This is a genomic window from Massilia sp. MP_M2, from assembly GCF_039123635.1.
Lineage (GTDB): Bacteria > Pseudomonadota > Gammaproteobacteria > Burkholderiales > Burkholderiaceae_D > Telluria.
The window spans coordinates 926951-949147 of sequence record NZ_JBCHJF010000001.1 but is presented as its reverse complement, the minus strand read 5'-3'; the positions used below and the strand labels follow the sequence as shown (position 1 = coordinate 949147).

Here is a 22197-nt window from a genome sequence, read left to right as displayed (position 1 = left end):
GGGCCGGATGTAACGTCCGGGCGCAGGGCGCGGTTGACATGGTCAGTGCCCGACGCTTTTTGAAAACAGGTTGATGACCAGCACGCCGGCGATGATCAGCGCCAGGCCGGCAATCGCCGCCAGGTCGAGGCTTTGCTTGAAATACAACCAGCTGACGATCGAAATGAGCACGATGCCCACGCCCGACCAGATCGCGTAGGCGATGCCCGTTGGCAGCACGCGCAGGCTGAAAGTGAGCAGGTAGAACGACAGGGCGTAGCAGCCGACCGTGATCAGGCTGGGCAGGGGGCGGGTAAAGCTGTCGGAGGCTTTGAGGGCCGTGGTGCCGATCACTTCGGCAACGATGGCGAATCCGAGGTACAGGTAGGCGAGGTTCAGGGTCATGGAAAATGAAAACGGCCCGTCGCCGGGCCGTGCTAACGATTACTGCTCGCGCTGCCAGGTCTGGGTGCGCCCGAACATCGGCGCGCCGATGTAGCCGCGCACTTCGAGCTTGGTGCCGTTGTCGGCCAGCGTGGCCTTGCTCTTGTAGGTCTTGCCGGCAGCCGGGTCGAGGATTTCGCCACCGGTGTAGTCGCCGCCGTCTTTTTTCAGGCCAGACAGGATGGTCATGCCGATGATCGGCTGGTCCTTGCGCGCGTCGCTGCATTTCCCGCACAGCGGGTTTTGCTCTTCGGATGGCGCGCGGTACAGTTTTTCGATCTTGCCGGTCAGGACGCCGCCTTCTTCGGTGATCCGCACCAGCGCCTTCGGCTTGCCGGTTTTGTCATCGATGGTCTTCCAGGTGCCGACAGGCGAGGTGGCCTGCGCCCAGGCGGCGGCGGGCAGGGTGAGCATGGCGGCGGCGATCAGGCTTGCTTGCATCAGGTGGCGCATGGTGGTGTCTCCAGTGTTGTTGTAGGTACGGTGCCAGTGTAGCCTACCGCTTCGCCCGTGTGACAGGTTGACATCCGAGGATGTCTTCCAATCGCGCAGCAGGGGGCTAGGGAAGCACTGATTGATTCATGGAGGCGGACTTGGCGCGGAAAATAGCCACCCTGCGGCGTTGCAAATTCTCGCAATAGCCCGCTATTGCTGCGATTTGCGCCTTGCATGGCGGCTTTTTCCGCGGCCAATTCCATCCCCCAGAATAAATCAGTACTTCCCTAGGGCGCGTTGCGCACGTCTTCGGGTGTGACCTGATGGCGCCGCTCGGCCGGTCGGGTCAGTACCCGCAGGCTCACTTCGAGAGGCACGCCAAGCGTGGCCAGTTCGCGCGCCGCAGGGCGGGCCTCGATCGACACGTCGTGCAGCACGGCGTCGATGAGGAGGGAGGTCTTGTAGTCGCTTCGTCGGTCCATGGTGCGATCGTAACATGGCCACCAAGCTTCAGATCGCCAGCAATTGGTGCAGCGCCGGGCGCGCCCGCACCAGCGGCGCCCATTTCCTGCCCATCCCTGCGTCAGCCCGGCGCATGCCGCCACAGGGCAGAGAAAATGATGTTAATTCCCTACGGAATCATGTAACTTGTGCGACTTCATGGCGGCGAAATGCCTGCCTTCCTGAACCCCTCAACGCAGGAGTCGCACCACCATGCTCGACCTGGTCAACGCTGTCAACGGTATCATCTGGAGCCCCATCATGATTGCCCTGTGTCTCGGGGCGGGCCTGTACTTCTCGATCCGCGGCCGCTTCCTGCAGGTGCGGCACCTGCGCGAGATGCTGCGCCTGATGCGTGAAGGCAAGAGCTCGGAACAGGGCGTGTCCTCGTTCCAGGCCCTGGCCATGACGCTGGCCGGCCGGGTCGGCACCGGCAATATCGCCGGCGTGGCCACTGCCATCACGTTCGGCGGCCCGGGCGCCGTGTTCTGGATGTGGGCCGTGGCCTTCCTGGGCGCCAGTTCGGCCTTCGTCGAGTCGACGCTGGGTCAGGTCTACAAGGAGCAGATCGGCAACCAGTACCGCGGCGGCCCGGCCTTCTATATCGAAAAAGGCCTGGGCATGAAGCGCTACGCCTGGACCTTCGCCATTGCCACGCTGTTCGCCACCGGCCTGCTGCTGCCGGGCGTGCAGGCCAATTCGATCGCCGAAGGCCTCAAGACCGCGGCCGGCATCGATCCGCTCTACACGGGCATCGCCCTGGCCGTGGTGCTGGCCGCGATCATCTTCGGCGGCGTCAAGCGCATCGCCCATTTCGCCGAGATCGTGGTGCCGTTCATGGCAGCCGCCTACATCCTCGTGGCCGTGGTGGTGGTGGCGATGAACATCGAAGCCCTGCCAGGCGTGCTGCGCCTGATCGTCAGCTCGGCCTTCGGCCTGGACGCGGGCTTCGGCGCGATGCTCGGCATGGCCATCCAGTGGGGTGTCAAGCGCGGCATCTATTCGAACGAAGCCGGCCAGGGCACCGGCCCGCACGCCTCGTCGGCGGCTGAAGTGAGCCACCCGGCCAAGCAGGGCCTGGTGCAGGGCTTCTCGGTGTATATCGACACGCTGTTCGTGTGCTCGGCTACCGCCTTCATGCTGCTCGTGACGGGCCAGTACAACGTCGAGAATGCCGACGGCACGGCGCGCTTCGTCGGCGTGCAGGGCGTGGCGTCGGGCCCGGGTTACGTGCAGACGGCGCTCGAAAACGTGCTGCCGGGCTTCGGCGCGCTGTTCGTCGCGATCGCGCTGCTGTTCTTTGCCTTCACCACGATCGTGGCCTACTACTACATCGCCGAAACTAATATCGCCTACATGGACCGCCATAACCGCCATCCGTGGCTGGGCGTCGTCCTCAAGCTGTGCATTGTTTCTGCCACCATCTACGGCGCGGTCAAGACCGCCGACGTGGCCTGGGGCCTGGGCGACATCGGCGTCGGCCTGATGGCCTGGCTGAACATCGTCGCGATCTTCTTGCTGCGCAAGGACGCCTTCAAGTGTCTGCGCGACTACGAGGCGCAGAAAAAGGCCGGCAAGGAGCCCGAGTTCGATCCGGTCGCGCTCGGGATCAAGAATGCGCATTACTGGGAGGGGCGTGCTGCTGCGCTCAAATTGAAAGCCGACGGCGGGCGCGACGTGCCATCGGTCAAGTAGATGCGCGTGGCGGCCCGGCTATCCAGGTCGGGCCGCCTGCCGGATCGTCTGCCACCCGCACCCGCACCAGCGCCAGCAAGTCCGGATCGGCCCTGGTAGACTTTGATCGAATCGACGAGTTCATGCGTACGCTTATCGGCATCATCCTTCTGGGAGCCTTCGCTACCATGGCAATCTTCACCTCTGTCTCGGCAACGGCGACCGCGCCAACCTCGCCCCAATACCACGACGGCAAGTACCGTAATCCGGTCGCCATGCACAAGTTGGGCCCCAGCGGGATTGCCAAGCTGTGGTGGGCCTTCGCGTTCCACAAGCCGGCCGGGACCACGCCACAGCAGGCAGTGCCCGTGCAGAGCCTGACCCGTGCGGCCCTGCTGGCCGCGCCCGACAACACGCTGTACCGCCTCGGCCACTCGACGATGCTGATCAAGCTCGGCGGTGAGTTCTACCTGACCGACCCGGTGTTCTCGAAGCGCGCATCGCCCGTGCAGTGGTTCGGCCCGGCGCGCTTTCATGCGCCGCCGATCTCGATCGACGAACTGCCGCCCATCAAGGCGATCATCCTGTCGCACGACCATTACGATCACCTTGACTACGCGGCGATCATGGCGCTGGCAGCAAAGACGTCGGTGTTTCTCACGCCTTTGGGCGTGGGCGACCGGCTGGTCGACTGGGGCATCGATCGCGCCAAAGTGCGCCAGTTCGACTGGTGGAAGGACGCCGAGATCGATGGCGTGCACTTCGTGGCGACGCCAGCCCAGCACTTCTCGGGCCGCGGGCCGCTCGACGGCAACTCGACGCTGTGGGCGTCATGGGTGATCCGGCACGACGACCTGCGCCTGTTCTTCAGCGGAGACACCGGTTATTTCAAGGGCTTCAAGGAGATCGGCGCCAGGTACGGGCCGTTCGACATGGCGCTGATCGAAACCGGCGCCTACGACAAGCTCTGGCCGGACATCCACATGCAGCCTGAAGAAACGCTGCAGGCCTTTGTCGACCTGAACGCAGCCTGGCTGCTGCCGATGCATAACGGGACCTTCGACCTGGCGCTGCACCGCTGGCAGGAGCCGCTCGACCGGATCGAGACGCTGGCCAACGAGCGTGGGATCAAGCTGACCACGCCGGAGATGGGCGAAGCGCTGAACCTGACGCAGCCGCAGGCCGGCGGGCGCTGGTGGCATGGTCTCAAATGATCACGAGCCGCACTGCGCCAATGTTGTATCGAACCAGCCTTGAGCCTTGCACGTGCCATCCACCAGCGCACGCACCCGTGCCACGCGCGTCGCATACGCTGCGGGCTGCCTGACAGGATGGTACGCGTTGGGCGCCTTGATCATGGCGACCAGGCCAATGAATTCTTCTTCGCTGGTCTGTTCCAGCGACTTGCCGAGATAACTCCGGGACGCCGCTGACAAGCCCATGACCTGCCTGCCATTGTGCGTTCCCAAATAGACGCGGGCCGTGTACAGCGCCAGTTGTCGCGCCTTGGAGAGCCTGGCGTCGAGCACCACGGCCATCGCATCACGGCCCAGATCGATCCGTTTGCAGCAGGCGAAGACGCCGCGGTACAGTCCCTGCAACGCGCCGCCAGCCCCGCCCAGATCCGCGCCTTCGAGGTAGACGTCGCGCGCGACCGCGCCCGAGACCGTCGCAAAGCCCTGGCCGCTGGTCAGGCTCACGCCGTGGTGGACAAAGAAGGCAGGATCTTCGACGCGCAGCAGGATCTGCGTCTGCCGCGCGGACAGGGGCGCATCAGCGATTGCAGGCATGTGCGCAGTGACAGTGTCGAAGGTTGCCCATGCCCAGATGGCGACAAGGAGCAGATAGCCCGCCACCATCGCGGGCAGGATCGACAGCCAACGGGTTCGTCGTCGCATCACACGCCTTTGACGGGCGCCTGCCCCACGGGTGGTCTGCGCTGCAAACCCAGATGCACGGCGCCGTGTTCGAGCAGGATCGCCAGGCTGCGCAGGCAATCGATGCCGACGTTGCGCTGCGCGGCTTGCAGGTGGGGGAAGGAAGTCGTCATGCGGTGCTTTCCATGGTGATTGCTGCCATCGTCTACAGGGAGTGCTCCCATACCAGGCGCCAGGTTGCGCGCACCCGATACGTCGTTGCGCGCAGCAACGGCGCGTTGCCTTCGAACGTGCGCCGTTCGAGAACGTCTTGCTGCAGCAGGTCCGAGACCGACAGTCGCAGGCGCGATCTTGCATCACGCTTCCACAGTGTGTAAAGGTCAAGCTGGCGTTTCATGCTGTCTGCATCGACGATCGATGCGCTGCTGCGGCTGACAACGCCGCTGGTGTGGGTATAGCTGCCGCCGACGTCGATGCGCCCACTCGCGACGCTGTAATCCAGCCCGAGATTGCCGCTGTACGCCGGCTGCCCGGCGATGCGATTGTCTGGCCCCGACACGTTGTCGACGCGCGACCAGTTGCGCGCCAGGTTCATGCGTACCGCCAGCCGGTCGATTGTGGCCTTGCTTTCGAATTCGATGCCACGCACGGTTGCCCTGCCCGCGTTCACCGGCGTTGCGGTCCACACACCCAGGTTTTGCGTAATGTCGATGAGCGTGATGTCGCGGATGCGTTTGTGGAATGCGCTCACGCTGGTCATGCCGCTTTTGCCAAAGGTGCGCTCCCAGGCCACGTCGACGCCGAGCGCGAGTTCCGGGCGCAGGCCCGGATTGCCCTGCTGATCGGGGTTGGTGGCGCTGTTGTTGTTGTCAACCGTGTAGCGGCGCGGCATCAGCTGGATAATGTTCGGCGCCTTGTAGGTGCGGCTCACGGCCAGCCGAACACCATCGCGCGGCCCCGTGTCGCCGTCCGGGCGCGCGCGCCGGTACAGGGTCTGGAAGACCGGACTCCAGGCCCCGGCATCGACGTCTACCGGGGCTGCCGCATTGCCTTGGCCGGTCGTGCGCAGGTCTTCGCGGCGCAAGCCGACGTAGGCCGACCATGACGGGTCGATGTCCCATTCGTCCTGGACGAAGAAAGCGCTGCGCGTAACCTGCGCGCGGTAATCCTCGTCGCTGGTCAACAGCTGCGTGCCGCTGCCATCGACCTGGCGCTCGCGCCGGTACTCGGTGCGCGTCTTGCGGCCGATTTCCCAGCCTGCGGCCAGTGTGTGGCTGCCCCACAGCGGGCGGCGCCAGCTTCCGCTGCCGGTCCATTCGCGTTCCGTCGGGCCGGAGGCGACTGCATTCGTGCGCAGCAGCGTTCCGTCAAGACTTCTGCCGCGATAGAGGAAAGCGGCATCGCGCGTTGTATGGAAACTGGACAGCTTGAGCGCCAGCCGCGCGCCGGCATCGAGCTTGCGGTTCCAGGCCAGGTCGGCGTAGCCATGCAGCGGGTCGGTCCGATAACCCTGGTCGGAACGCGGGTAGGCGGTCGGGTTGCCAAGCATGGTCGACTCCACCTCGCGCTTGGCGTTATCGATGCGGCGTCGGCGCAGATAGCTTTGCGAGGTGATGCTGTCGCGGCTATTTGGTTGCCAGGTCAGGCGAGGTGCCAGTTCCAGCACGTCTTCGACCTGGTGCTCGAACCAGTCGGTGTCGCGCAGCAGGGTAGGGTGCATGCCTTCTTCCCGCGTGACCGCCTGAATCGGATTGCGGTTGCGCCTGAGCGTCGCCGACAGCGAATACGCGAGCGGACCGAGGCGGGCGCTGTGCTGCGCCAACAGTTGCGCGGCGGCGTAGCCGGCAATCAGCGCGCTGCCGGCTTTGATCTCGTTCGTGCCGGCACTGGCACGCCGCAGGATGACATTGATGGAGCCTGCCACCGCCTGGCTGCTGGTCTCGGCCGTGGCCACGCGCCCGATCTCGATGCGTTCGATCAGGCCGGGCTCGAGCGACTCGAGCGAAAAACCGGCCGGTGCCGGAACGCCATCGAGCAGGATGGCGACGTAGTCTCCGCCCAGGCCGCGCATGCGGATGGTGGGCGGCGCACCGGGACTGCCGCCGAGCGTGATGCCGGGCTGGCGTTTGAGGACGTCGGCCAGGCTGGTATCGCCATGGCGCACGATGTCCTCATGCCGGATCACGATCGCGGTGGTTGTGGCCTGCGTGCGCAAGGTGTCGGCGTCGGCCTTGACCATCACCTGCTGCATGGGTGCAGGTGTGGTTTGGGCCAGCGTTGCGGCGTGCGCCGCCAGCAGCAGCGCGCAAGCGCTGCCGTTTCGGATGATTCGCATGGGATGTCTTACCGGTCGGTGGGGACGGGGTTGCCTTGTGCCTCGCGCCGGGCGATGGCCTTCCTGGTGGTGTGCTGCAGCAGGTCGGGCAGCATTTTCACGGGATCGAGGCGCTGCCGGCCTTCCCAGTATTCCAGGTGCAGGTGCGGCCCGGTTGCCTTGCCACTGGCACCCGAGGTGCCAAGCAGGTCGCCGGCCTTGACGCGCTGTCCGGGAGTCACGTCGATACGATCCAGGTGAATCAGTAATGAGCTGGTGTCGGCCCCGTGATCGACGCGTACATAGTTGCCCCAGGCTGCATGGAAGGCCGCTTCCAGTACCGTGCCAGCGGCGACCGCCAGGACCGGTGTGCCGCGCGGGGCTGCCAGGTCGATGCCGTGGTGACCTTTTGGCACGCTAGGACTGACCACGCCGTACAGGCTCGTGACGCGTGGCTGGTCGAGCGGATAGCGCCACGTTTCAAGCGATGCATGCGACGCGATCGACGGCGCTGGAGCGAGGGAAGGAACGCTTGACGAGAAGGCCGGTTGCAGCGCTGCACCGAACAGTGCGAGTGCGGCAACGCCGCCGCCGACAAGCATGCGGCCCTGTCCCGACAGGCGCGGTGGCCGGGCGGCCTGCATCCGCAGCACGCGACCGACGATGCCTAGGCTGCCGAATGCCACACCTGCTTGCCATCCGGGTTTCCAGCCCGCCTGCCATCCCGCTTGCCGCCGCAGTTGCGCCACCAGTGCGCTCGCATAGCCCTGGCGTTCGCTGTTCGATGCGCCGGAGAGCACAGCATCATCGCAACCCAGTTCCACCGCCTCACGCAGCGCGCCGTCCAGGCTTTGATACGGCCGGTTGAACCAGAACAGCAGGGCGAGCACGCCCGAGACCGTGAGCCACAACGGATCGGCGCGGCGCCAGTGGGTCAGCTCATGCTCGACGATCATCTGCTGCTGCCTGACGTCAAGCGCCGACACGTGCGCCGGCAGCAGCAGGGATGGACGCCGCACGCCATGGAGCATGGGAGAAATCGGGAGGTCGATCGTGCGCACCGTGAGGCGACCGGCGACAAGAGCACGCTGGGCCGGCGTCATGCCGGGCCAGGCGCGCAGCTCGGCATCGCCAACGCGGCGCGTCTGGCGCAGCAGCACCGTCCAGTAACGCTGCATGCGCAGGCGCTGCACCGCGTGAAAAGTCAGTCCAGCCAGATACGCGGCCAGCCAGGCGACAGGCAGATAGCGCCAGACCGTGTCGAACGGGTCCTGTGCCGGCGCCGGGGGCAGCGCCAGGGTTGCCTGCGTCAGCGGCGGCAGCACATCGGGTTTGGCCGTCAAGGCTTGCTGGGTCGCAGGCGCTGGCAGGATCAAGGCTGGCGCGATGGCGCTGCGCGGCAGTGGTGCAATGGCCAGCATGAACACCAGCACCACGGCCGCTTGTCCGCCCAGCCACACGCTGCGGTGCGCCAGCAACGCCGGCCAGCGCCGTGCTGCCAGACGCAGCATCATCGACAGGGCGAACGCGAGCACCAGGCTGCCTGCGCAAGCCACGGCAAAGTGCACCATCAGCCATGACCCGGTCATCATGCTTCGTCCTCGGGCCAGTCCTGCAGCAGGCTGTCGAGGCGTTCGAGTTCGTGCTGGTCGACCAGTTTGCTACCGGTGAACATCGATGCGGTCAGCGGCGCATCCATCTCCATCACGCGCCGGCTGAAGTCATGCGCAAACGCGGCCAGCGTGCCGACCTTTTCCAGCAGCGGGTGGTAGACCTGCAGGCCGCCGCTGGTCTCCTGTGCCACCATGCCCTTGTCGAGCATGCGCTCCAGCGTTTTTCGGGTCGATGAAAACGACCATGCCAGTTCGTCCTCGACCTGTGCATGCAGTGCGCGTGCACTGAGCGGTGCGTCGCGCCACAGCGCTTTGAGCAGGCATAATTCAGTCGGTGATGGAATCGCAGCAGTCATGGAGTCTCCTTGTCGTGAGCGATTATGCGACACTTGTCACATGAGCGGCAAGCAGTTTTTGTGACACATGTCGCACGCATGAAAACGGCGGCGTATACGAACAACGCGGCCACCCGGGCCGCGTTGTTCGTATACACCGTCAGCTGATTACGCCGCTGCCAGCTTCTCCAGCTGCTCCTGCATCTTGCTGAGCGTGGCCGAGAAGTTCGCCACGCGTTCCTGCTCCTGCGCCACGACGGCGGCCGGGGCACGCGCCACGAAGCTCTCGTTCGACAGCTTGCCGTTGGCCTTGGCGATTTCGTTGGCCACGCGCGCGATCTCTTTCGACAGGCGCTCGCGTTCGGCGGCGACGTCGATCTCGACCTTGAGCATCAGCTTGGTGGTGCCGACGATCGACACGGCCGCTGGCGATTCCGGCAGCGCATCGACGATCTGCACCTCGGCCAGCTTGCCCAGCAGCTGGATGTACGGTGCGAACACCGCCATGTCAGCGCGGCCGGCGTCGCTGGCTGGTTCGACGATCAGCGGCACGCGCAGCGACGGCGCCAGCGACATCTCGCCACGCAGGTTGCGGGTGGCGTCGACCAGCGCCTTCAACTGCTCCATCCAGGCTTCGGCGTTTGCATCGATCTGCGTCGCATCGGCTTGCGGATACGGTTGCAGCATGATCGTCGGCCCGGTCTTGCCGGCCAGTGGGGCGATGCTCTGCCACAGTGCTTCGGTCACGAACGGGATGATGGGATGCGCCAGGCGCAGGATCACTTCCAGCACGCGCAGCAGCGTGTGACGCGTCGCGCGTTGCTGCGCTTCGCTGCCTTGCTGGACCTGAACCTTTGAGACTTCCAGGTACCAGTCGCAGTACTCGTCCCAGACGAACTTGTAGATGCTATTGGCGATATTGTCGAAGCGGTAGTCGGCAAAGCCCTTGGCGACATCTTGCTCGACGCGGTTCATCAGCGAGATGATCCAGCGATCGGCCTGCGACAAATCTTCAGGTGCTGGCGCGCCGCAATCCTTGCCTTCGGTGTTCATCATCACGAAGCGCGTTGCGTTCCACAGCTTGTTGCAGAAGTTGCGATAGCCTTCGGCGCGGCCCAGGTCGAAGTTGATGTTGCGGCCCAGCGACGCGTAGCTTGCCATCGTGAAGCGCACGGCGTCGGTGCCGAACGCCGGGATGCCGTCCGGGAATTCGCGGCGCGTGGCTTTGCCGATCTTTTCGGCAGCGCGCGGGTCCATCAGGCCCGTGGTGCGCTTGGCCACCAGCGTCTCGACGTCGATGCCGTCGATCAGGTCGATCGGGTCGAGCGTGTTGCCCTTCGACTTCGACATCTTCTGGCCTTGCGAATCGCGCACCAGGCCGTGCACGTAGACGGTCTCGAACGGCACCTTGCCGGTGAAGTGCGTGGTCATCATGACCATGCGCGCGACCCAGAAGAAGATGATGTCAAAGCCCGTGACCAGCACCGACGAGGGCAGGAACATCTTCATGTCGGGCGTTTCTTCGGGCCAGCCCATGGTCGAGAAGGGCACCAGTGCCGACGAGAACCACGTGTCGAGTACGTCGTCGTCGCGACGCAGCGGGCCTGCGATGCCGGCAGCTGCGGCCTTGGCCTGCGCCTCGGCGTCATCGCGCGCGACGACGATCTGGCCGTCTTCGGCGAACCAGGCCGGGATGCGGTGGCCCCACCACAGCTGGCGCGAGATGCACCAGTCCTGGATGTTGCCCAGCCACTGGTTGTAGGTCGTGCTCCAGTTGTCGGGCACGAACTTGATCTCGCCGCTGGCGACTTTTTCGAGTGCCACGTCGGTGATCGACTTGCCCGGATTGAACGTGCCTTCCGGGGCCGGCTTGGTCATCGCGACGAACCACTGGTCGGTGAGCATCGGCTCGATCACGACATTGGTGCGGTCGCCCCGTGGGACCATCAGCTTGTGCGGCTTGATCTGTTCCATCAGGCCCAGTGCTTCGAGGTCGGCGACGATCTGCTTGCGCGCGGCGAAGCGATCCAGCCCCTGGTACTGGGCCGGGCCGTTTTCGTTGATCTTCGCGTCGAGCGTGAAGATGCTGATCGGCGCGAGACCGGCGCGCTGGCCGACTGCGTAATCGTTGAAGTCGTGGGCCGGCGTGATCTTCACGCAGCCGGTACCGAATTCTTTATCGACGTAGCTGTCGGCGATGATCGGGATTTCACGGCCGGTCAATGGCAGCGTGAGTGTCTTGCCGTGCAAATGGAGGTAGCGTTCATCGGTCGGATCGACCGCGACGGCGACGTCGCCCAGCATCGTCTCTGGCCGGGTGGTGGCGACCGTCAGGTGGCCGCTGCCGTCGGCGAGCGGGTACTGGATGTACCACATGAAGCCGTCTTCTTCGGTCGAGTCGACTTCGAGGTCGGACACGGCCGTGCCCAGCACCGGGTCCCAGTTCACCAGGCGCTTGCCGCGGTAGATCAGGCCCTGCTCGTACAGGCGCACGAAGACTTCGACCACCGATTTCGAGCGCGGCTCGTCCATCGTGAAATATTCGCGCTGCCAGTCGGGTGAGGTGCCCAGGCGGCGCATCTGGCCGGTGATGGTGCTGCCCGATTTTTCCTTCCACTCCCAGACTTTTTCGAGGAACGCGTCGCGGCCCAGGTCATGGCGCGAAATCTTTTGCGCGTCCAGCTGGCGTTCGACGACGATCTGCGTGGCGATGCCGGCGTGGTCGGTACCCGGGACCCACGCCGTGTTGTAGCCGCGCATGCGGTAGTAGCGCGTCAGGCCATCCATGATCGTCTGGTTGAACGCGTGGCCCATGTGCAGGGTGCCGGTGACGTTCGGCGGCGGCAGCTGGGTGCTGAAGGAGGGCTTGCCCTCGTCCATGGTCGCGGCAAAGTAGCCGCGCTGTTCCCACTCGGCGCGCCAGAACTGTTCAATATCGGCTGGCTCGAAAGACTTGGCTAATTCCATGATGTGGTCGTGTGTGAATTTTGCGAAAGAAACCATTATAGGTCACCTTCCAGCGCCAGCCTATCCTGGCAGCGTCGCTGAATTGCCATCTGTTGTCCAGCTCGTTTGAATCCTTCTTTGTTTGCCCCAGCTCCTTGATCTACCTCCAAATGTGCCAGTGATTCCTCTGAATATCTGCAGCCTCGACGAACCATCACCCCTACTGCGCTGGTCGAACGAGGGCACATCCACCATGAGGAGAACACCATGTCACAACTCGACCCAACCGGGATCGACAACGCAAACGAGGATGCGATCGGCGACACCGGCGTGATGACCTATGAAGAAGTGTCCGGACTGTCCAATGGCGACCTGGGGATTCCCGAGCCGTACGACACAGGGCCTACCGGCGCCGCGCCCGGGCTCGCTGCGCAGCCGGCCATTGCGCCTGCCCAGCAGGTGCCCCTGCCGATCCCCACGCTTCCCATCCCGTCCATACCTGGCATCAAGAAGGCGGTCAGCGGTTGCTACGCGGCCTCGCTGGGCAGCTTCCAGCTCGACCTGCGGGTCGACGTCGACCGCAACCGGCCAATGCGCCGGGTCAGCGGCGACTTTTACCAGACCAGCGGCAAGACCAAGTCGTACTTCGGCTCGTTCGTGGTCGACAGCCCCACCGTGACGGTGTCGACCACCCGCATTGTCGTCAAGGGCATGGGCCGCTTCACGTTCGCGGCCGGGGCGCCGGTGATCCAGGTGACGATCCCGCGCGTAAACATTTTCCAGCCGCAGGCCGCGGCCACGCTGCAGTTCTTCACGGTCAACAATACACCAGGGGCGTCCTATCACTGCCCCTTCTCTTCACTGCATTTTCGCACTGTGCGCATCGAAACCGACAGCGTGTCCGACGTGGCGACCACCCCATTTACTAGCTACAACACGGGGGCGCTGCCTTCGGGCGGCAGCGCCCGCACGGTCAACGTGGTCAGCGCCTTTGGCGAAGCAGGCATCGGCATGGTGCCCACTGCCGGCAACAATGTCATCGATGTCAGCGCCGCCGGGGGCAACGCTACCTGGAGCAATGCCGAGCTGCACGCGTCGATGCAGCAGCATTTTTCGCTGTGGGGCGACCTGCAGCAGTGGTGCGTATGGCAGCTGGTGGCGCAGCAGCATGACCTCGGCACGGGTCTGTACGGCATCATGTTCGACCAGCAGGGCAAGCAGCGCCAGGGCTGCGCCGTGTTTCACGCCGGAATCGGCGGTTCCACGGCCGAGCAACTGCGGCTGCAGCTCTACACCTACGTGCACGAACTGGGGCACTGCTTCAACCTGATGCACTCGTGGCAGAAATCGTATGCCAATCCGCCTAAGCCAAACCGCCCCGAAGCGCTGTCATGGATGAACTACCCGTGGTACTACCCGAACGGCGGCGCGCCAGGCTATTGGAGCAGCTTCGACTTCCGCTTCGACGACGAAGAGCTGATCCATCTCCGCCACGGTTTCCGCAACGACGTCGTCATGGGCGGCAACAGCTTCACGAGCGGCGCCTCGCTTGGGCGCGACGTGATGGCCGATCCGATCTCGGACGAATCCGGCCTGGTGCTCGAGATATCGACCCACCAGCGCAGCTTCGCGCTGGGTGAGCCGGTGGTGCTCGGGCTCAAGCTGCGCGCCACCGACACGCGCGGGCGCCGCGCCCATACCTGGCTGCATCCGAACTATGGCCTGGTGAAGATCGTCATCGAACAACCTGGCGGCCGGGTTTGCGCCTACGAGCCGATGATCGACCACCTGGTCGGCGAACGCCAGACGATGCTCGGGGTGGACAACCCGGTTCAGGACAGCGCCTATATCGGCTATGGCAAGGATGGTTTCTATTTCGGCCAGCCGGGCCAGTACCGGGTGCGGGCCGCGTATGCGGCGCTCGACGGTTCGCAAGTGCTGTCCGATATCCTGACAGTGCGCGTGCGCTATCCGGTCAGTACCGACGACAACGTGCTGGCCGACCTGTTCATGGGCGACGACCAGGGCGCGCTGTTATACCTGCAGGGGTCGGACAACGCTACGCTGCGCTCGGGTAACGCCGCCTTCGACGAGGTGCTCGACCGCTTCGACATGCATCCGATGGCCGCCTATGTGCGCATGGTCAAGGGCGTCAATGCTGCCCGCGCGTTCAAGACAGTCAATGCGGGTGACGGCAAGCCGCTGTTCGTGCGCGCAGCGCGTCTCGACGAGAGTGTCGCATTGCTCTCGAGCGCCACCCAGGCCAGGGTACTCGATCCGGTGTCCCAGGGCGATTTGCTCACCTGCCTGGCCACGGTTCAGGGCGGTCCTGCGGCGGGCGCCGCGACCGGGCCGGGCACGCGGGTGCACCGCAAGGCATGACCGATGCCCGATGGTCGGCGCCGCGTCGGGCAATCGGGCTGGCCATGCTGGCGTTACTCTGTTCCGGCCAAGCCTGCTTTTCGGGGGGCTTGGCCGGCAAACCTGTTGCAATTAAAGGAAAGGCGAGGCAAGCGATGACGTTACGCGTGAGGTTGGGCGAGGGATTTCAAGACAACACAGTCAGCGTGCGGGTCGACGGCAAGCAGGTCTATGACCGTCCGAACGTGAGTACCGACCTGACAATTTCGCGTGCGGATTCGTTCGATGTGGCGGTGGGCGAACCCAGCGTGCAGCTCGAGGTGGCGGTGCAGGGCGGGCCGACAGTGCGCCGTGCGGTCGAGCCGGCGCAGACGCCGTTCGTCGAGGTGCGTTTCATCGACGGCGTGCTGCAATTGCTGCCGTTGCCGGCCGAGCCGCCGATGTTGTAACCATGATGCCCCATCCAATATCCGTTCGGCTATAATCCACCCGCTGCCATCACTGGCAGCAAACGCTAGGGGTCCTGCACGTCGTTGCTGTTGTAACGATGCGTGGGTGAGAAATACCCTCCGAACCTGATCTGGATAATGCCAGCGAAGGGAAGCAGCCGATTCGTGCGGCCGTGCGCAGTCTTGCGCCCGACCTTGCCGCACCCGGTAACTCCTTTGCTGGCTCTCATGCACGCAAGGGAGCCACATGAACGCACCTCCGAAGTCTTCGCAACTGTTCGATGCCGCCACCGCCACGGTGGACCAGGCGGCCATCGCATCGCTACCAAACTCCCGCAAGGTCTATATCGAAGGCAGCCGCCCCGATATTCGCGTGCCGATGCGCGCGATCAGCCAGTCGGCCACGTCCGACAGCTTTGGCGGCGAACCCAATCCACCGCTGTTCGTCTACGACACGTCCGGGCCGTACACCGAACCGGCGACCGCGATCGATATCCGCAGCGGCCTGGCGCCGATGCGCCAGCCATGGATCGACGGGCGCGGCGACACCGAGCAACTGGCCGGGCCGTCGTCGCAGTATGGCCAGCAGCGGCTGCACGATCCGGCCTTGACCGCGCTGCGCTTTGACCTGCAGCGCGCGCCGCGCCGCGCCTTAAGCGGTGCCAACGTCACGCAGATGCACTACGCGCGCCAGGGCATCATCACGCCCGAAATGGAATTCATCGCGCTGCGCGAAAACATGCAGCGCAAGGAATACATCGCGTCGCTGCATGCGTCCGGCCCGATGGGCAAGCGGGTTGCCGACCTGATGGGGCGCCAGCATCCGGGCCAGTCGTTTGGTGCCAGCATCCCCGCTGAAATCACACCCGAATTCGTGCGCTCGGAAGTCGCGCGCGGGCGCGCCGTCATCCCCCTCAACATCAACCACCCGGAAATCGAGCCGATGATCATCGGCCGCAACTTCCTGGTCAAGGTCAATGCCAATATCGGCAATTCGGCCGTGACCTCGTCGATTGGCGAAGAAGTAGAAAAAATGACCTGGGCGATCCGCTGGGGCGCCGACACGGTGATGGATCTGTCGACCGGCAAGCATATCCACGAAACACGTGAGTGGATCATCCGTAACAGCCCGGTGCCAATCGGCACGGTGCCGATCTACCAGGCGCTGGAAAAGGTCAATGGCAAGGCCGAAGACCTGACCTGGGAGATCTTCCGCGACACACTGGTCGAACAGGCCGAGCAGGGCGTCGACTACTTCACGATCCACGCCGGCGTGTTGCTGCGCTACGTGCCGATGACGGCGAATCGCCTGACGGGCATCGTCTCGCGCGGCGGCTCGATCATGGCCAAATGGTGCCTGGCGCACCACCGCGAATCGTTCCTGTACACCCATTTCGAAGACATCTGCGACATCATGAAGGCGTACGACGTGACGTTCAGCCTGGGCGATGGCTTGCGCCCCGGCTCGATCTACGACGCCAACGACGAAGCCCAGCTGGCCGAACTGAAAACGCTGGGCGAACTCACGCAGATCGCGTGGAAGCACGACGTGCAGACGATTATCGAGGGCCCCGGCCACGTGCCGCTGCACCTGATCAAAGAGAACATGGACCTGCAGCTCGAACAGTGCCATGAAGCGCCGTTCTACACGCTCGGGCCGCTCACGACGGATATCGCGCCCGGCTACGACCACATCACGTCCGGCATCGGCGCGGCCACGATTGGCTGGTACGGCACGGCGATGCTGTGCTACGTGACGCCCAAGGAGCACCTGGGCCTGCCTGACAAACAGGACGTCAAGGACGGCATCATCACGTACAAGATCGCGGCCCACGCGGCCGACCTGGCCAAGGGCCATCCGGGCGCGCAGTTGCGCGACAACGCGCTGTCGAAGGCGCGCTTCGAGTTCCGCTGGGACGACCAGTTCAACCTGGGTCTGGATCCCGACAAGGCGCGCGAATTCCACGACGAGACCCTGCCCAAGGATTCGGCCAAGGTGGCCCATTTCTGCTCGATGTGCGGCCCGCATTTCTGCTCGATGAAGATCACGCAGGAAGTGCGCGCCTACGCCGCCGCCAATGGCGTGGGGGGCGAAACAGCCTTGCAGCAGGGGATGCAGGAAAAAGCGATCGAGTTCGTGCGCAATGGCGCCCGACTGTACCGGGAGGTCTGAATGACATCCATCGAAGTCAATGGCGCGCCGTGTGGCGTGCCACCGGGCCAGACGCTCGCCGGCCTGCTCGAGCAGCTGGACCTGAGCGGGCAGGGCATGGCGCTGGCCGTGAACCGCGAGGTGGTGCCGCGCCAGCAGTGGCCGACGCGCCGCCTGCAGGCGCAGGACCGGGTCGATATCGTGCGCGCCATCGGTGGCGGCTAAAGGAGAACAGGATGAATGTCATGAACCAACTCATGCAGCAAGAAATACAGCAAGACATGCAGCAAGACATGCAGCAAGACATGCAGCAAGACGTGCTTACCATCGCCGGGCGTGCCTACCACTCGCGCCTGCTGGTCGGCAGCGGCAAGTACCGCGACCTGGCACAAACGCGCGAGGCCACGCTGGCGGCCGGTGCCGAGATCATCACGGTGGCGATCCGCCGCGTGAACATCGGCCAGGACCCGAACGCGCCCAGCCTGCTCGACGTGCTGCCGCCGTCGGAGTTCACCATCCTGCCCAATACGGCCGGCTGCTTCAATGCCAAGGATGCGGTCTATACGCTGCAGATGGCGCGCGAGCTGCTGGGCGGGCGCAACCTCGTCAAGCTCGAAGTGCTGGGCGACGCCACCACGCTGTTCCCGCACATGCCCGAGACACTCAAGGCCGCCGAAACGCTGGTGCGCGACGGCTTCGACGTCATGGTCTACTGCAGCGACGATCCGATCCAGGCCCGTATCCTGCAAGAGATCGGCTGCGTGGCGGTGATGCCGCTGGCGTCGCTGATCGGCTCGGGGATGGGCATCCTCAACCCCTTGAACCTGTCGCTGATCATTGAGCAGGCCACGGTGCCGGTGCTGGTCGACGCCGGCGTGGGCACGGCGTCGGATGCGGCGATCGCGATGGAACTCGGCTGCGACGGCGTGCTGATGAACACCGCGATCGCCGGCGCGCGCGACCCGGTGCGTATGGCGCGCGCGATGAAGCATGCGGTGCTGGCCGGGCGCGATGCCTGCCTGGCGGGGCGCATGCCCAAGCGTTTCGCGGCGTCGCCATCGTCGCCGGTCGAGGGCAAGATCACGGGGAACGTCACCGCTAACGCCACCGCTAACCTCACCGGTAATCTCACCAGCAACGTCGCCGCATGACACCCTGCGTGCTGGTCTTCGCCGGGCTCGATCCCGGCGGCGGCGCGGGCCTGGCGGCCGACATCCTGGCCATTGCGGCGCAGGGCGCGCATGCGCTGCCGGTGGCCACGGCGCTGACCTGTCAGGACAACAACCGCGTGTTCGAGGTGCAGCCGGTCGACGCCGGCCTGGTCGCGCGCCAGGCCGCGCCGCTGGTCGCGGCCTTCGATATCCGCGCCGTCAAGCTGGGCATCCCCGGCAACGCGGCCAATGCGGCGGCAATCGCGGCCATCATTCGCGGCCTGCGTGCGCAGCGCCCCGATCTGCCGGTGGTGCTCGACCCGGTGCTGGCCAGCGGCCATGGCGACGCGCTGGGACAGGGCAACGCCATCGCTGCCTTGTCCGATCTGCTGGCGCTGGCGACGATCGCGCTGCCCAACCTGCCGGAACGCGAGGCGCTGGGGGCAACGAGCCCGGCGCAGATGCTCGTCACGGGCGGCCACGCGCCGGGCGATACGGTCGTCAACCGCTGGCTGCGGGACGGTCAGGCGCTGCGCGAGTGGCGCTGGCCGCGCCTGCCCGATACCTACCACGGCAGCGGCTGCACGCTGGCCGCTGCGCTGGCGGCGCGCCTGGCGCTGGGCGAGTCGATGGACATCGCCCTCGAGCACGCCCAGGCCTATACACATGCCGCGCTGGCGCAATCGTTCGCGATTGCACCGGGCCAGCGCATCCCGCGCCGCCTGTATCAACCATAACGAAGGAATTCCACCATGCAGGGCCTGTATCTCGTCACACCGAACTGGAACGACACCGAGCGGCTGCTGGCCGCCACCGACGCCGCGCTGACCGCCGGTGCCGCGCTGGTGCAATACCGCCACAAGGATGCCAGTGCATCGCTGCGCCTCGAACAGGCCACGGCGCTGCTGGCGCTGTGCCGCCGCCACGGCTGTCCGCTCGTCATCAACGACCACCTCGACCTGTGCCAGGCGATCGATGCCGACGGCGTGCATCTGGGCCAGTCGGACAGGGACATTGCCATTGCGCGCGCGCTGCTGGGCCGGGACAAAATCGTCGGCGCCTCGTGTTACGGCGACCTGACGCTGGCGCGCGCCGCGCGCGACGCCGGCGCCAGCTACCTTGCCTTTGGCGGCTTCTATCCGTCCCCCGTCAAAAAATACACCTTCGTGACGGCGCCGGCACTGCTCGGGCAGGCGCGCGCCGAATTTGCGCTGCCCCTTGTCGTCATCGGCGGCATGACGCCGGAAAACGCCGCACCACTGGTCGCGCGCGGCGCCGACATGGTCGCCGCGATCACGAGCGTGTACGGCGCGGCTGACCCGCAAACGGCTGCGCACGCATTCGGGAGCCTGTTTTCGGCCGGCTGAACCTACAATGGCAGTACTTACGACTTTGTCCTGCCATCATGTTCGCTCCGCGCCTGTTCATCCACACCCGCCGCCATCCCTCCGCCATCCTGTTACTGGTGCAGTTGCTCGGCATGCTGTCCTACCCGTTCATCGAAGGCACCCCGGCCGGCCAGGTGGCCTTCAACTGCTTCGGCATCGTGGTGCTGGCCTTTGCCATCCGCATGGTGCGGCGCACGCCCGGCGAGGTGCGTGTGAGCTGGGCGCTCGCGGTGCCGATCATCGGCCTGCTGCTGGCGCAGATCGTGTTCGGTTTCAATCACTTGCTGGCCTGGTCGTCGGGCCTGGAGGCGCTGTTCTACTTCTACGCGGCTGGCAGCCTGATCGCCTACATGATGGACGACGAACTGGCCACGACCGACGAACTGTTCGCGGCCGGGGCCACGTTCACGCTGCTGGCCTGGGGCTTCACGCACCTGTATATCCTGCTGCAGGAACTCCATCCCGGCACCTTCGCCGCCGCCGTCAATGCCAGTGCGCCACGCACCTGGACCGAACTCAATTACCTGAGCTTCGCGCTACTGTCGAGCACCGGCATCGGCGACGTGATTCCGCTGACCGCCCCGGCGCGCGCGCTGGCCAGCGTCGAGATGCTCGTTGGGTTGATGTACCTGGCGGTGGTCGTGGCACGTTTGATTGCCTTCACCACGCGCAACCGGATCGCGGTTGGCCGCGCACGCAAGCCCAGGCTGGAAGAGTGGGAACAGGATTGAGCCACACGGTTGATATTGCTTGCTAGAATCGTCGTCCGATTACCAACAGGAGCACCTGCATGGCGCACCAACTGGCTGCCTACACGATTCGCAATCTCGCGCCCGACGAATGGCCCCTCTACCGCACGATGCGGCTGCGCGCGCTACAAGACGCGCCCGATGCCTTCGGCAGCACGCTGGCCACCGAGTCCGATCGCTCGCCTGAAGAATGGGCGGCGCGCCTGGCCCGCGCGGCCACGTCCGGCATCGACCATGCACTGGCCGCAGAAATCGCAGGCCAGCCCGTCGGGCTGGCCTGGGCGAAGGTCGACGCGGATGCCCCGGCCCTGGTGAACCTGTTTCAGATGTGGGTGGCGCCCGAGGCGCGCGGGCAGGGCGTGGCCGCCGGCTTGCTGACCGAGGCGGTGCGCTGGGCGCGGGCCCGGGGCGCGACCGCCATGCAGCTTGGTGTCAATTGCGCCAACGATGCAGCAGTGCGCCTGTATGCGCGCGCCGGCTTCGTTGCGACGGGATGGCGCGAGCCGATGCGACCCGGGTCGGATCAGGTCGAGCAGCGCATGCGGCTGGTCATCGCAGGATCATGAACTCGCGGCCTGGCGCCGCAGCGTGATGCGGGTCAGTTCGGACGGCACGCCCAGGCGCAGTGCGAAGCCCGGCCACAAGGCGGTGCCATTGTTCAGGTACAGCGTCATGCCATCGACCTCGTAGCGGCCCGACACGAAGCCGTTGTTGGCGCGCGCCACGACCCGATCGAGCCCGACGATCATGCCGCCATGGGTGTGGCCGGACAGTTGCAGCGCGACGCCGCGGCTGGCAGAGTGGCGGGCATTGCGCGGCTGGTGGTCGAGCAGGATCACCGGCGCGCCGGCTGGCGCGCCGCGCAAGGCTGCATCGAGGTCGGGCGGCGCCGCGCCGGTCTGCGGCGCGGTCACATCGTTGACACCGGCCAGCACCAGTTGCCCGGCGCCGCGCTTCAGAACGGTATGGCTGTTGTCCAGCGGCGTCATGTTCAGGCCCGCGAAATACGCCATCCACGCCTTGTGGCCGAAGAAATACTCGTGATTGCCGGGAATGACCCAGACGCCATCGGGCGCGCGCAGGTCGCGCAGCGCTGCCACGTCGCGTTCGCGGTGCGCGATATTGCCGTCGATAAGGTCGCCGGTAATGACGATCAGGTCGGCGTCCAGCGCATTCGCGTCGTCGACGACCTTGCGCGTCCAGGGCGCGTCGAACAGGCGGCTGATGTGCAGGTCGGTCAGGTGCACGACCTGGTAGCCGTCGAATTCGTGCGGCAGGTTCTTCACCTCGATCAGCACATCCTCGAGCGATGGCGACTTGATTGCCTGGTTCACGCCCAGCGCTGCCAGCAGCGCGGCGGCGACAGCGATGCCGTAGCGCAGGCGCGGCGCAATGGCCACGCGCCTGCGCCGGATCGCCATCGCGACCAGTGCGCCGGCATCGACCAGCAACTGGAACACGGCCAGCAGCAGGATCGCGCCAAAGCCCCAGTTGAACAGGATGATCAGCCCTTTCGGGAATTCGGGCGAGAACACGCTGCCCGACGACAGGCGCGACCACAGGTGGTATTGCGAAACCAGCACCAGCATGACGGCGCTGGCCACCTTGGACTTCGTGGACAACGGCAGCGGCCAGAGCCAGCGCACCAGGACCAGCAGGCAGGGAAGGCTGAACATCAGATGAAACATCAGCTACGCTCCGTTCGTGCCGGGAAGCGGCCTGCAGTTGCTGGGGTGGTGCGTGGGCGCGTCGTGACGCCCACGGAATGGGAAGCGTAAATATGCATCGTGCGGTCTGCCTGAATAATCCAACCGGCAAGCATAGCCTAG

20 protein-coding genes, 1 pseudogene and 1 riboswitch are annotated in these 22197 nt (G+C 65.3%); of the genes and pseudogenes, 11 read left to right on the top strand and 10 right to left on the bottom strand.

Going from position 1 to position 22197, the window contains the following annotated elements; all coding sequences use genetic code 11:
- Positions 1-42 precede the first annotated feature (42 nt).
- From RCH14_RS04265 to RCH14_RS04255, 3 genes are all read right to left on the bottom strand, one after another.
- A complete protein-coding gene (locus RCH14_RS04265; RefSeq protein ID WP_407070048.1) occupies positions 43-384 on the bottom strand; it encodes an SMR family transporter in 342 nt (113 codons plus the stop codon).
- A gap of 39 nt (positions 385-423) precedes the next feature.
- On the bottom strand, positions 424-876 hold the full coding sequence (locus tag RCH14_RS04260) for a DUF2147 domain-containing protein (protein WP_343024900.1): 453 nt from the start codon (positions 874-876) through the stop codon (positions 424-426).
- 269 nt (positions 877-1145) lie between these two features.
- Complete coding sequence (locus RCH14_RS04255; protein WP_183556826.1) at positions 1146-1340, bottom strand: hypothetical protein; 195 nt, start codon at positions 1338-1340, stop codon at positions 1146-1148.
- Between the two features lie 232 nt (positions 1341-1572).
- On the opposite strand from RCH14_RS04255, the gene RCH14_RS04250 reads away from it, so the two are divergent.
- Both RCH14_RS04250 and RCH14_RS04245 read left to right on the top strand, forming a co-directional pair.
- Entirely contained in the window at positions 1573-3054 is a 1482-nt protein-coding gene (locus tag RCH14_RS04250; protein WP_343024899.1) for an alanine/glycine:cation symporter family protein, read from the top strand.
- A gap of 122 nt (positions 3055-3176) precedes the next feature.
- Entirely contained in the window at positions 3177-4247 is a 1071-nt protein-coding gene (locus tag RCH14_RS04245; RefSeq protein ID WP_343024898.1) for an MBL fold metallo-hydrolase, read from the top strand.
- Here RCH14_RS04245 and RCH14_RS04240 read toward each other — a convergent pair whose 3' ends face one another.
- The 6 genes from RCH14_RS04240 to RCH14_RS04215 form a co-directional block, all read right to left on the bottom strand.
- Entirely contained in the window at positions 4248-4931 is a 684-nt protein-coding gene (locus tag RCH14_RS04240; protein WP_343024897.1) for a transglycosylase domain-containing protein, read from the bottom strand. It abuts the gene before it with no gap.
- Positions 4931-5083 (bottom strand): hypothetical protein, encoded by a 153-nt coding sequence (locus RCH14_RS04235; protein ID WP_343024896.1) that lies wholly within the window; start codon positions 5081-5083, stop codon positions 4931-4933. Before RCH14_RS04235 ends, RCH14_RS04240 begins: the two co-directional genes overlap by 1 nt.
- A gap of 32 nt (positions 5084-5115) precedes the next feature.
- The gene (locus tag RCH14_RS04230) at positions 5116-7245 is read right to left on the bottom strand and encodes a TonB-dependent receptor (protein ID WP_343024895.1); all 2130 of its coding nucleotides are present in this window, start codon (positions 7243-7245) and stop codon (positions 5116-5118) included.
- A gap of 8 nt (positions 7246-7253) precedes the next feature.
- A complete protein-coding gene (locus RCH14_RS04225) occupies positions 7254-8816 on the bottom strand; it encodes a M23/M56 family metallopeptidase (RefSeq protein WP_343024894.1) in 1563 nt (520 codons plus the stop codon).
- Positions 8813-9193 (bottom strand): BlaI/MecI/CopY family transcriptional regulator, encoded by a 381-nt coding sequence (locus RCH14_RS04220; RefSeq protein ID WP_343024893.1) that lies wholly within the window; start codon positions 9191-9193, stop codon positions 8813-8815. Before RCH14_RS04220 ends, RCH14_RS04225 begins: the two co-directional genes overlap by 4 nt.
- Positions 9194-9340: 147 nt before the next feature.
- Positions 9341-12139, bottom strand: a complete 2799-nt coding sequence (locus RCH14_RS04215; protein WP_343024892.1) for a valine--tRNA ligase — start codon at positions 12137-12139, stop codon at positions 9341-9343.
- A 246-nt stretch (positions 12140-12385) separates the two neighbouring features.
- Between RCH14_RS04215 and RCH14_RS04210 the strand changes: the two genes are divergently transcribed.
- The 9 genes and pseudogenes from RCH14_RS04210 (at position 12386) to RCH14_RS04170 (ending at position 20934) form a co-directional block, all read left to right on the top strand.
- A complete protein-coding gene (locus RCH14_RS04210; RefSeq protein WP_343024891.1) occupies positions 12386-14500 on the top strand; it encodes a hypothetical protein in 2115 nt (704 codons plus the stop codon).
- Positions 14501-14634: 134 nt separating this feature from the next.
- Positions 14635-14928: a hypothetical protein gene (locus RCH14_RS04205; RefSeq protein WP_343024890.1), complete on the top strand. Its 294-nt coding sequence runs from the start codon at positions 14635-14637 to the stop codon at positions 14926-14928.
- A gap of 57 nt (positions 14929-14985) precedes the next feature.
- A riboswitch (TPP riboswitch) is annotated at positions 14986-15098 on the top strand.
- Between the two features lie 77 nt (positions 15099-15175).
- Positions 15176-17101, top strand: coding sequence for a phosphomethylpyrimidine synthase ThiC (gene thiC / locus RCH14_RS04200; protein WP_343024889.1), 1926 nt, complete (start codon positions 15176-15178; stop codon positions 17099-17101).
- On the top strand, positions 17102-17305 hold the full coding sequence (thiS, locus tag RCH14_RS04195) for a sulfur carrier protein ThiS (RefSeq protein ID WP_183556875.1): 204 nt from the start codon (positions 17102-17104) through the stop codon (positions 17303-17305). It begins immediately after the preceding gene.
- A gap of 80 nt (positions 17306-17385) precedes the next feature.
- Positions 17386-18162 (top strand): annotated as a pseudogene (locus RCH14_RS04190) (thiazole synthase); the annotation flags it as partial.
- A gap of 65 nt (positions 18163-18227) precedes the next feature.
- A complete protein-coding gene (locus tag RCH14_RS04185) occupies positions 18228-18968 on the top strand; it encodes a bifunctional hydroxymethylpyrimidine kinase/phosphomethylpyrimidine kinase (protein WP_343024888.1) in 741 nt (246 codons plus the stop codon).
- Between the two features lie 15 nt (positions 18969-18983).
- Complete coding sequence (gene thiE, locus RCH14_RS04180) at positions 18984-19598, top strand: thiamine phosphate synthase (RefSeq protein ID WP_343024887.1); 615 nt, start codon at positions 18984-18986, stop codon at positions 19596-19598.
- 38 nt (positions 19599-19636) lie between these two features.
- Complete coding sequence (locus RCH14_RS04175; protein ID WP_343024886.1) at positions 19637-20350, top strand: potassium channel family protein; 714 nt, start codon at positions 19637-19639, stop codon at positions 20348-20350.
- A 59-nt stretch (positions 20351-20409) separates the two neighbouring features.
- Entirely contained in the window at positions 20410-20934 is a 525-nt protein-coding gene (locus tag RCH14_RS04170; RefSeq protein WP_343024885.1) for a GNAT family N-acetyltransferase, read from the top strand.
- Here the strand turns inward: RCH14_RS04170 and RCH14_RS04165 are convergent.
- Entirely contained in the window at positions 20929-22056 is a 1128-nt protein-coding gene (locus tag RCH14_RS04165) for a metallophosphoesterase (RefSeq protein WP_343024884.1), read from the bottom strand. The genes RCH14_RS04170 and RCH14_RS04165 overlap by 6 nt on opposite strands.
- Between the last annotated feature and the right edge of the window lie 141 nt (positions 22057-22197).

Bases quoted from the DNA above. Each gene is read 5' to 3' on its own strand.
- RCH14_RS04265 (WP_407070048.1), bottom strand. From the start codon at position 384: ATGACCCTGAACCTCGCCTACCTGTACCTCGGATTCGCCATCGTTGCC.
- RCH14_RS04260 (WP_343024900.1), bottom strand. From the start codon at position 876: ATGCGCCACCTGATGCAAGCAAGCCTGATCGCCGCCGCCATGCTCACC.
- RCH14_RS04255 (WP_183556826.1), bottom strand. From the start codon at position 1,340: ATGGACCGACGAAGCGACTACAAGACCTCCCTCCTCATCGACGCCGTG.
- RCH14_RS04250 (WP_343024899.1), top strand. From the start codon at position 1,573: ATGCTCGACCTGGTCAACGCTGTCAACGGTATCATCTGGAGCCCCATC.
- RCH14_RS04245 (WP_343024898.1), top strand. From the start codon at position 3,177: ATGCGTACGCTTATCGGCATCATCCTTCTGGGAGCCTTCGCTACCATG.
- RCH14_RS04240 (WP_343024897.1), bottom strand. From the start codon at position 4,931: ATGCGACGACGAACCCGTTGGCTGTCGATCCTGCCCGCGATGGTGGCG.
- RCH14_RS04235 (WP_343024896.1), bottom strand. From the start codon at position 5,083: ATGACGACTTCCTTCCCCCACCTGCAAGCCGCGCAGCGCAACGTCGGC.
- RCH14_RS04230 (WP_343024895.1), bottom strand. From the start codon at position 7,245: ATGCGAATCATCCGAAACGGCAGCGCTTGCGCGCTGCTGCTGGCGGCG.
- RCH14_RS04225 (WP_343024894.1), bottom strand. From the start codon at position 8,816: ATGATGACCGGGTCATGGCTGATGGTGCACTTTGCCGTGGCTTGCGCA.
- RCH14_RS04220 (WP_343024893.1), bottom strand. From the start codon at position 9,193: ATGACTGCTGCGATTCCATCACCGACTGAATTATGCCTGCTCAAAGCG.
- RCH14_RS04215 (WP_343024892.1), bottom strand. From the start codon at position 12,139: ATGGAATTAGCCAAGTCTTTCGAGCCAGCCGATATTGAACAGTTCTGG.
- RCH14_RS04210 (WP_343024891.1), top strand. From the start codon at position 12,386: ATGTCACAACTCGACCCAACCGGGATCGACAACGCAAACGAGGATGCG.
- RCH14_RS04205 (WP_343024890.1), top strand. From the start codon at position 14,635: ATGACGTTACGCGTGAGGTTGGGCGAGGGATTTCAAGACAACACAGTC.
- thiC (WP_343024889.1), top strand. From the start codon at position 15,176: ATGAACGCACCTCCGAAGTCTTCGCAACTGTTCGATGCCGCCACCGCC.
- thiS (WP_183556875.1), top strand. From the start codon at position 17,102: ATGACATCCATCGAAGTCAATGGCGCGCCGTGTGGCGTGCCACCGGGC.
- RCH14_RS04185 (WP_343024888.1), top strand. From the start codon at position 18,228: ATGACACCCTGCGTGCTGGTCTTCGCCGGGCTCGATCCCGGCGGCGGC.
- thiE (WP_343024887.1), top strand. From the start codon at position 18,984: ATGCAGGGCCTGTATCTCGTCACACCGAACTGGAACGACACCGAGCGG.
- RCH14_RS04175 (WP_343024886.1), top strand. From the start codon at position 19,637: ATGTTCGCTCCGCGCCTGTTCATCCACACCCGCCGCCATCCCTCCGCC.
- RCH14_RS04170 (WP_343024885.1), top strand. From the start codon at position 20,410: ATGGCGCACCAACTGGCTGCCTACACGATTCGCAATCTCGCGCCCGAC.
- RCH14_RS04165 (WP_343024884.1), bottom strand. From the start codon at position 22,056: ATGTTTCATCTGATGTTCAGCCTTCCCTGCCTGCTGGTCCTGGTGCGC.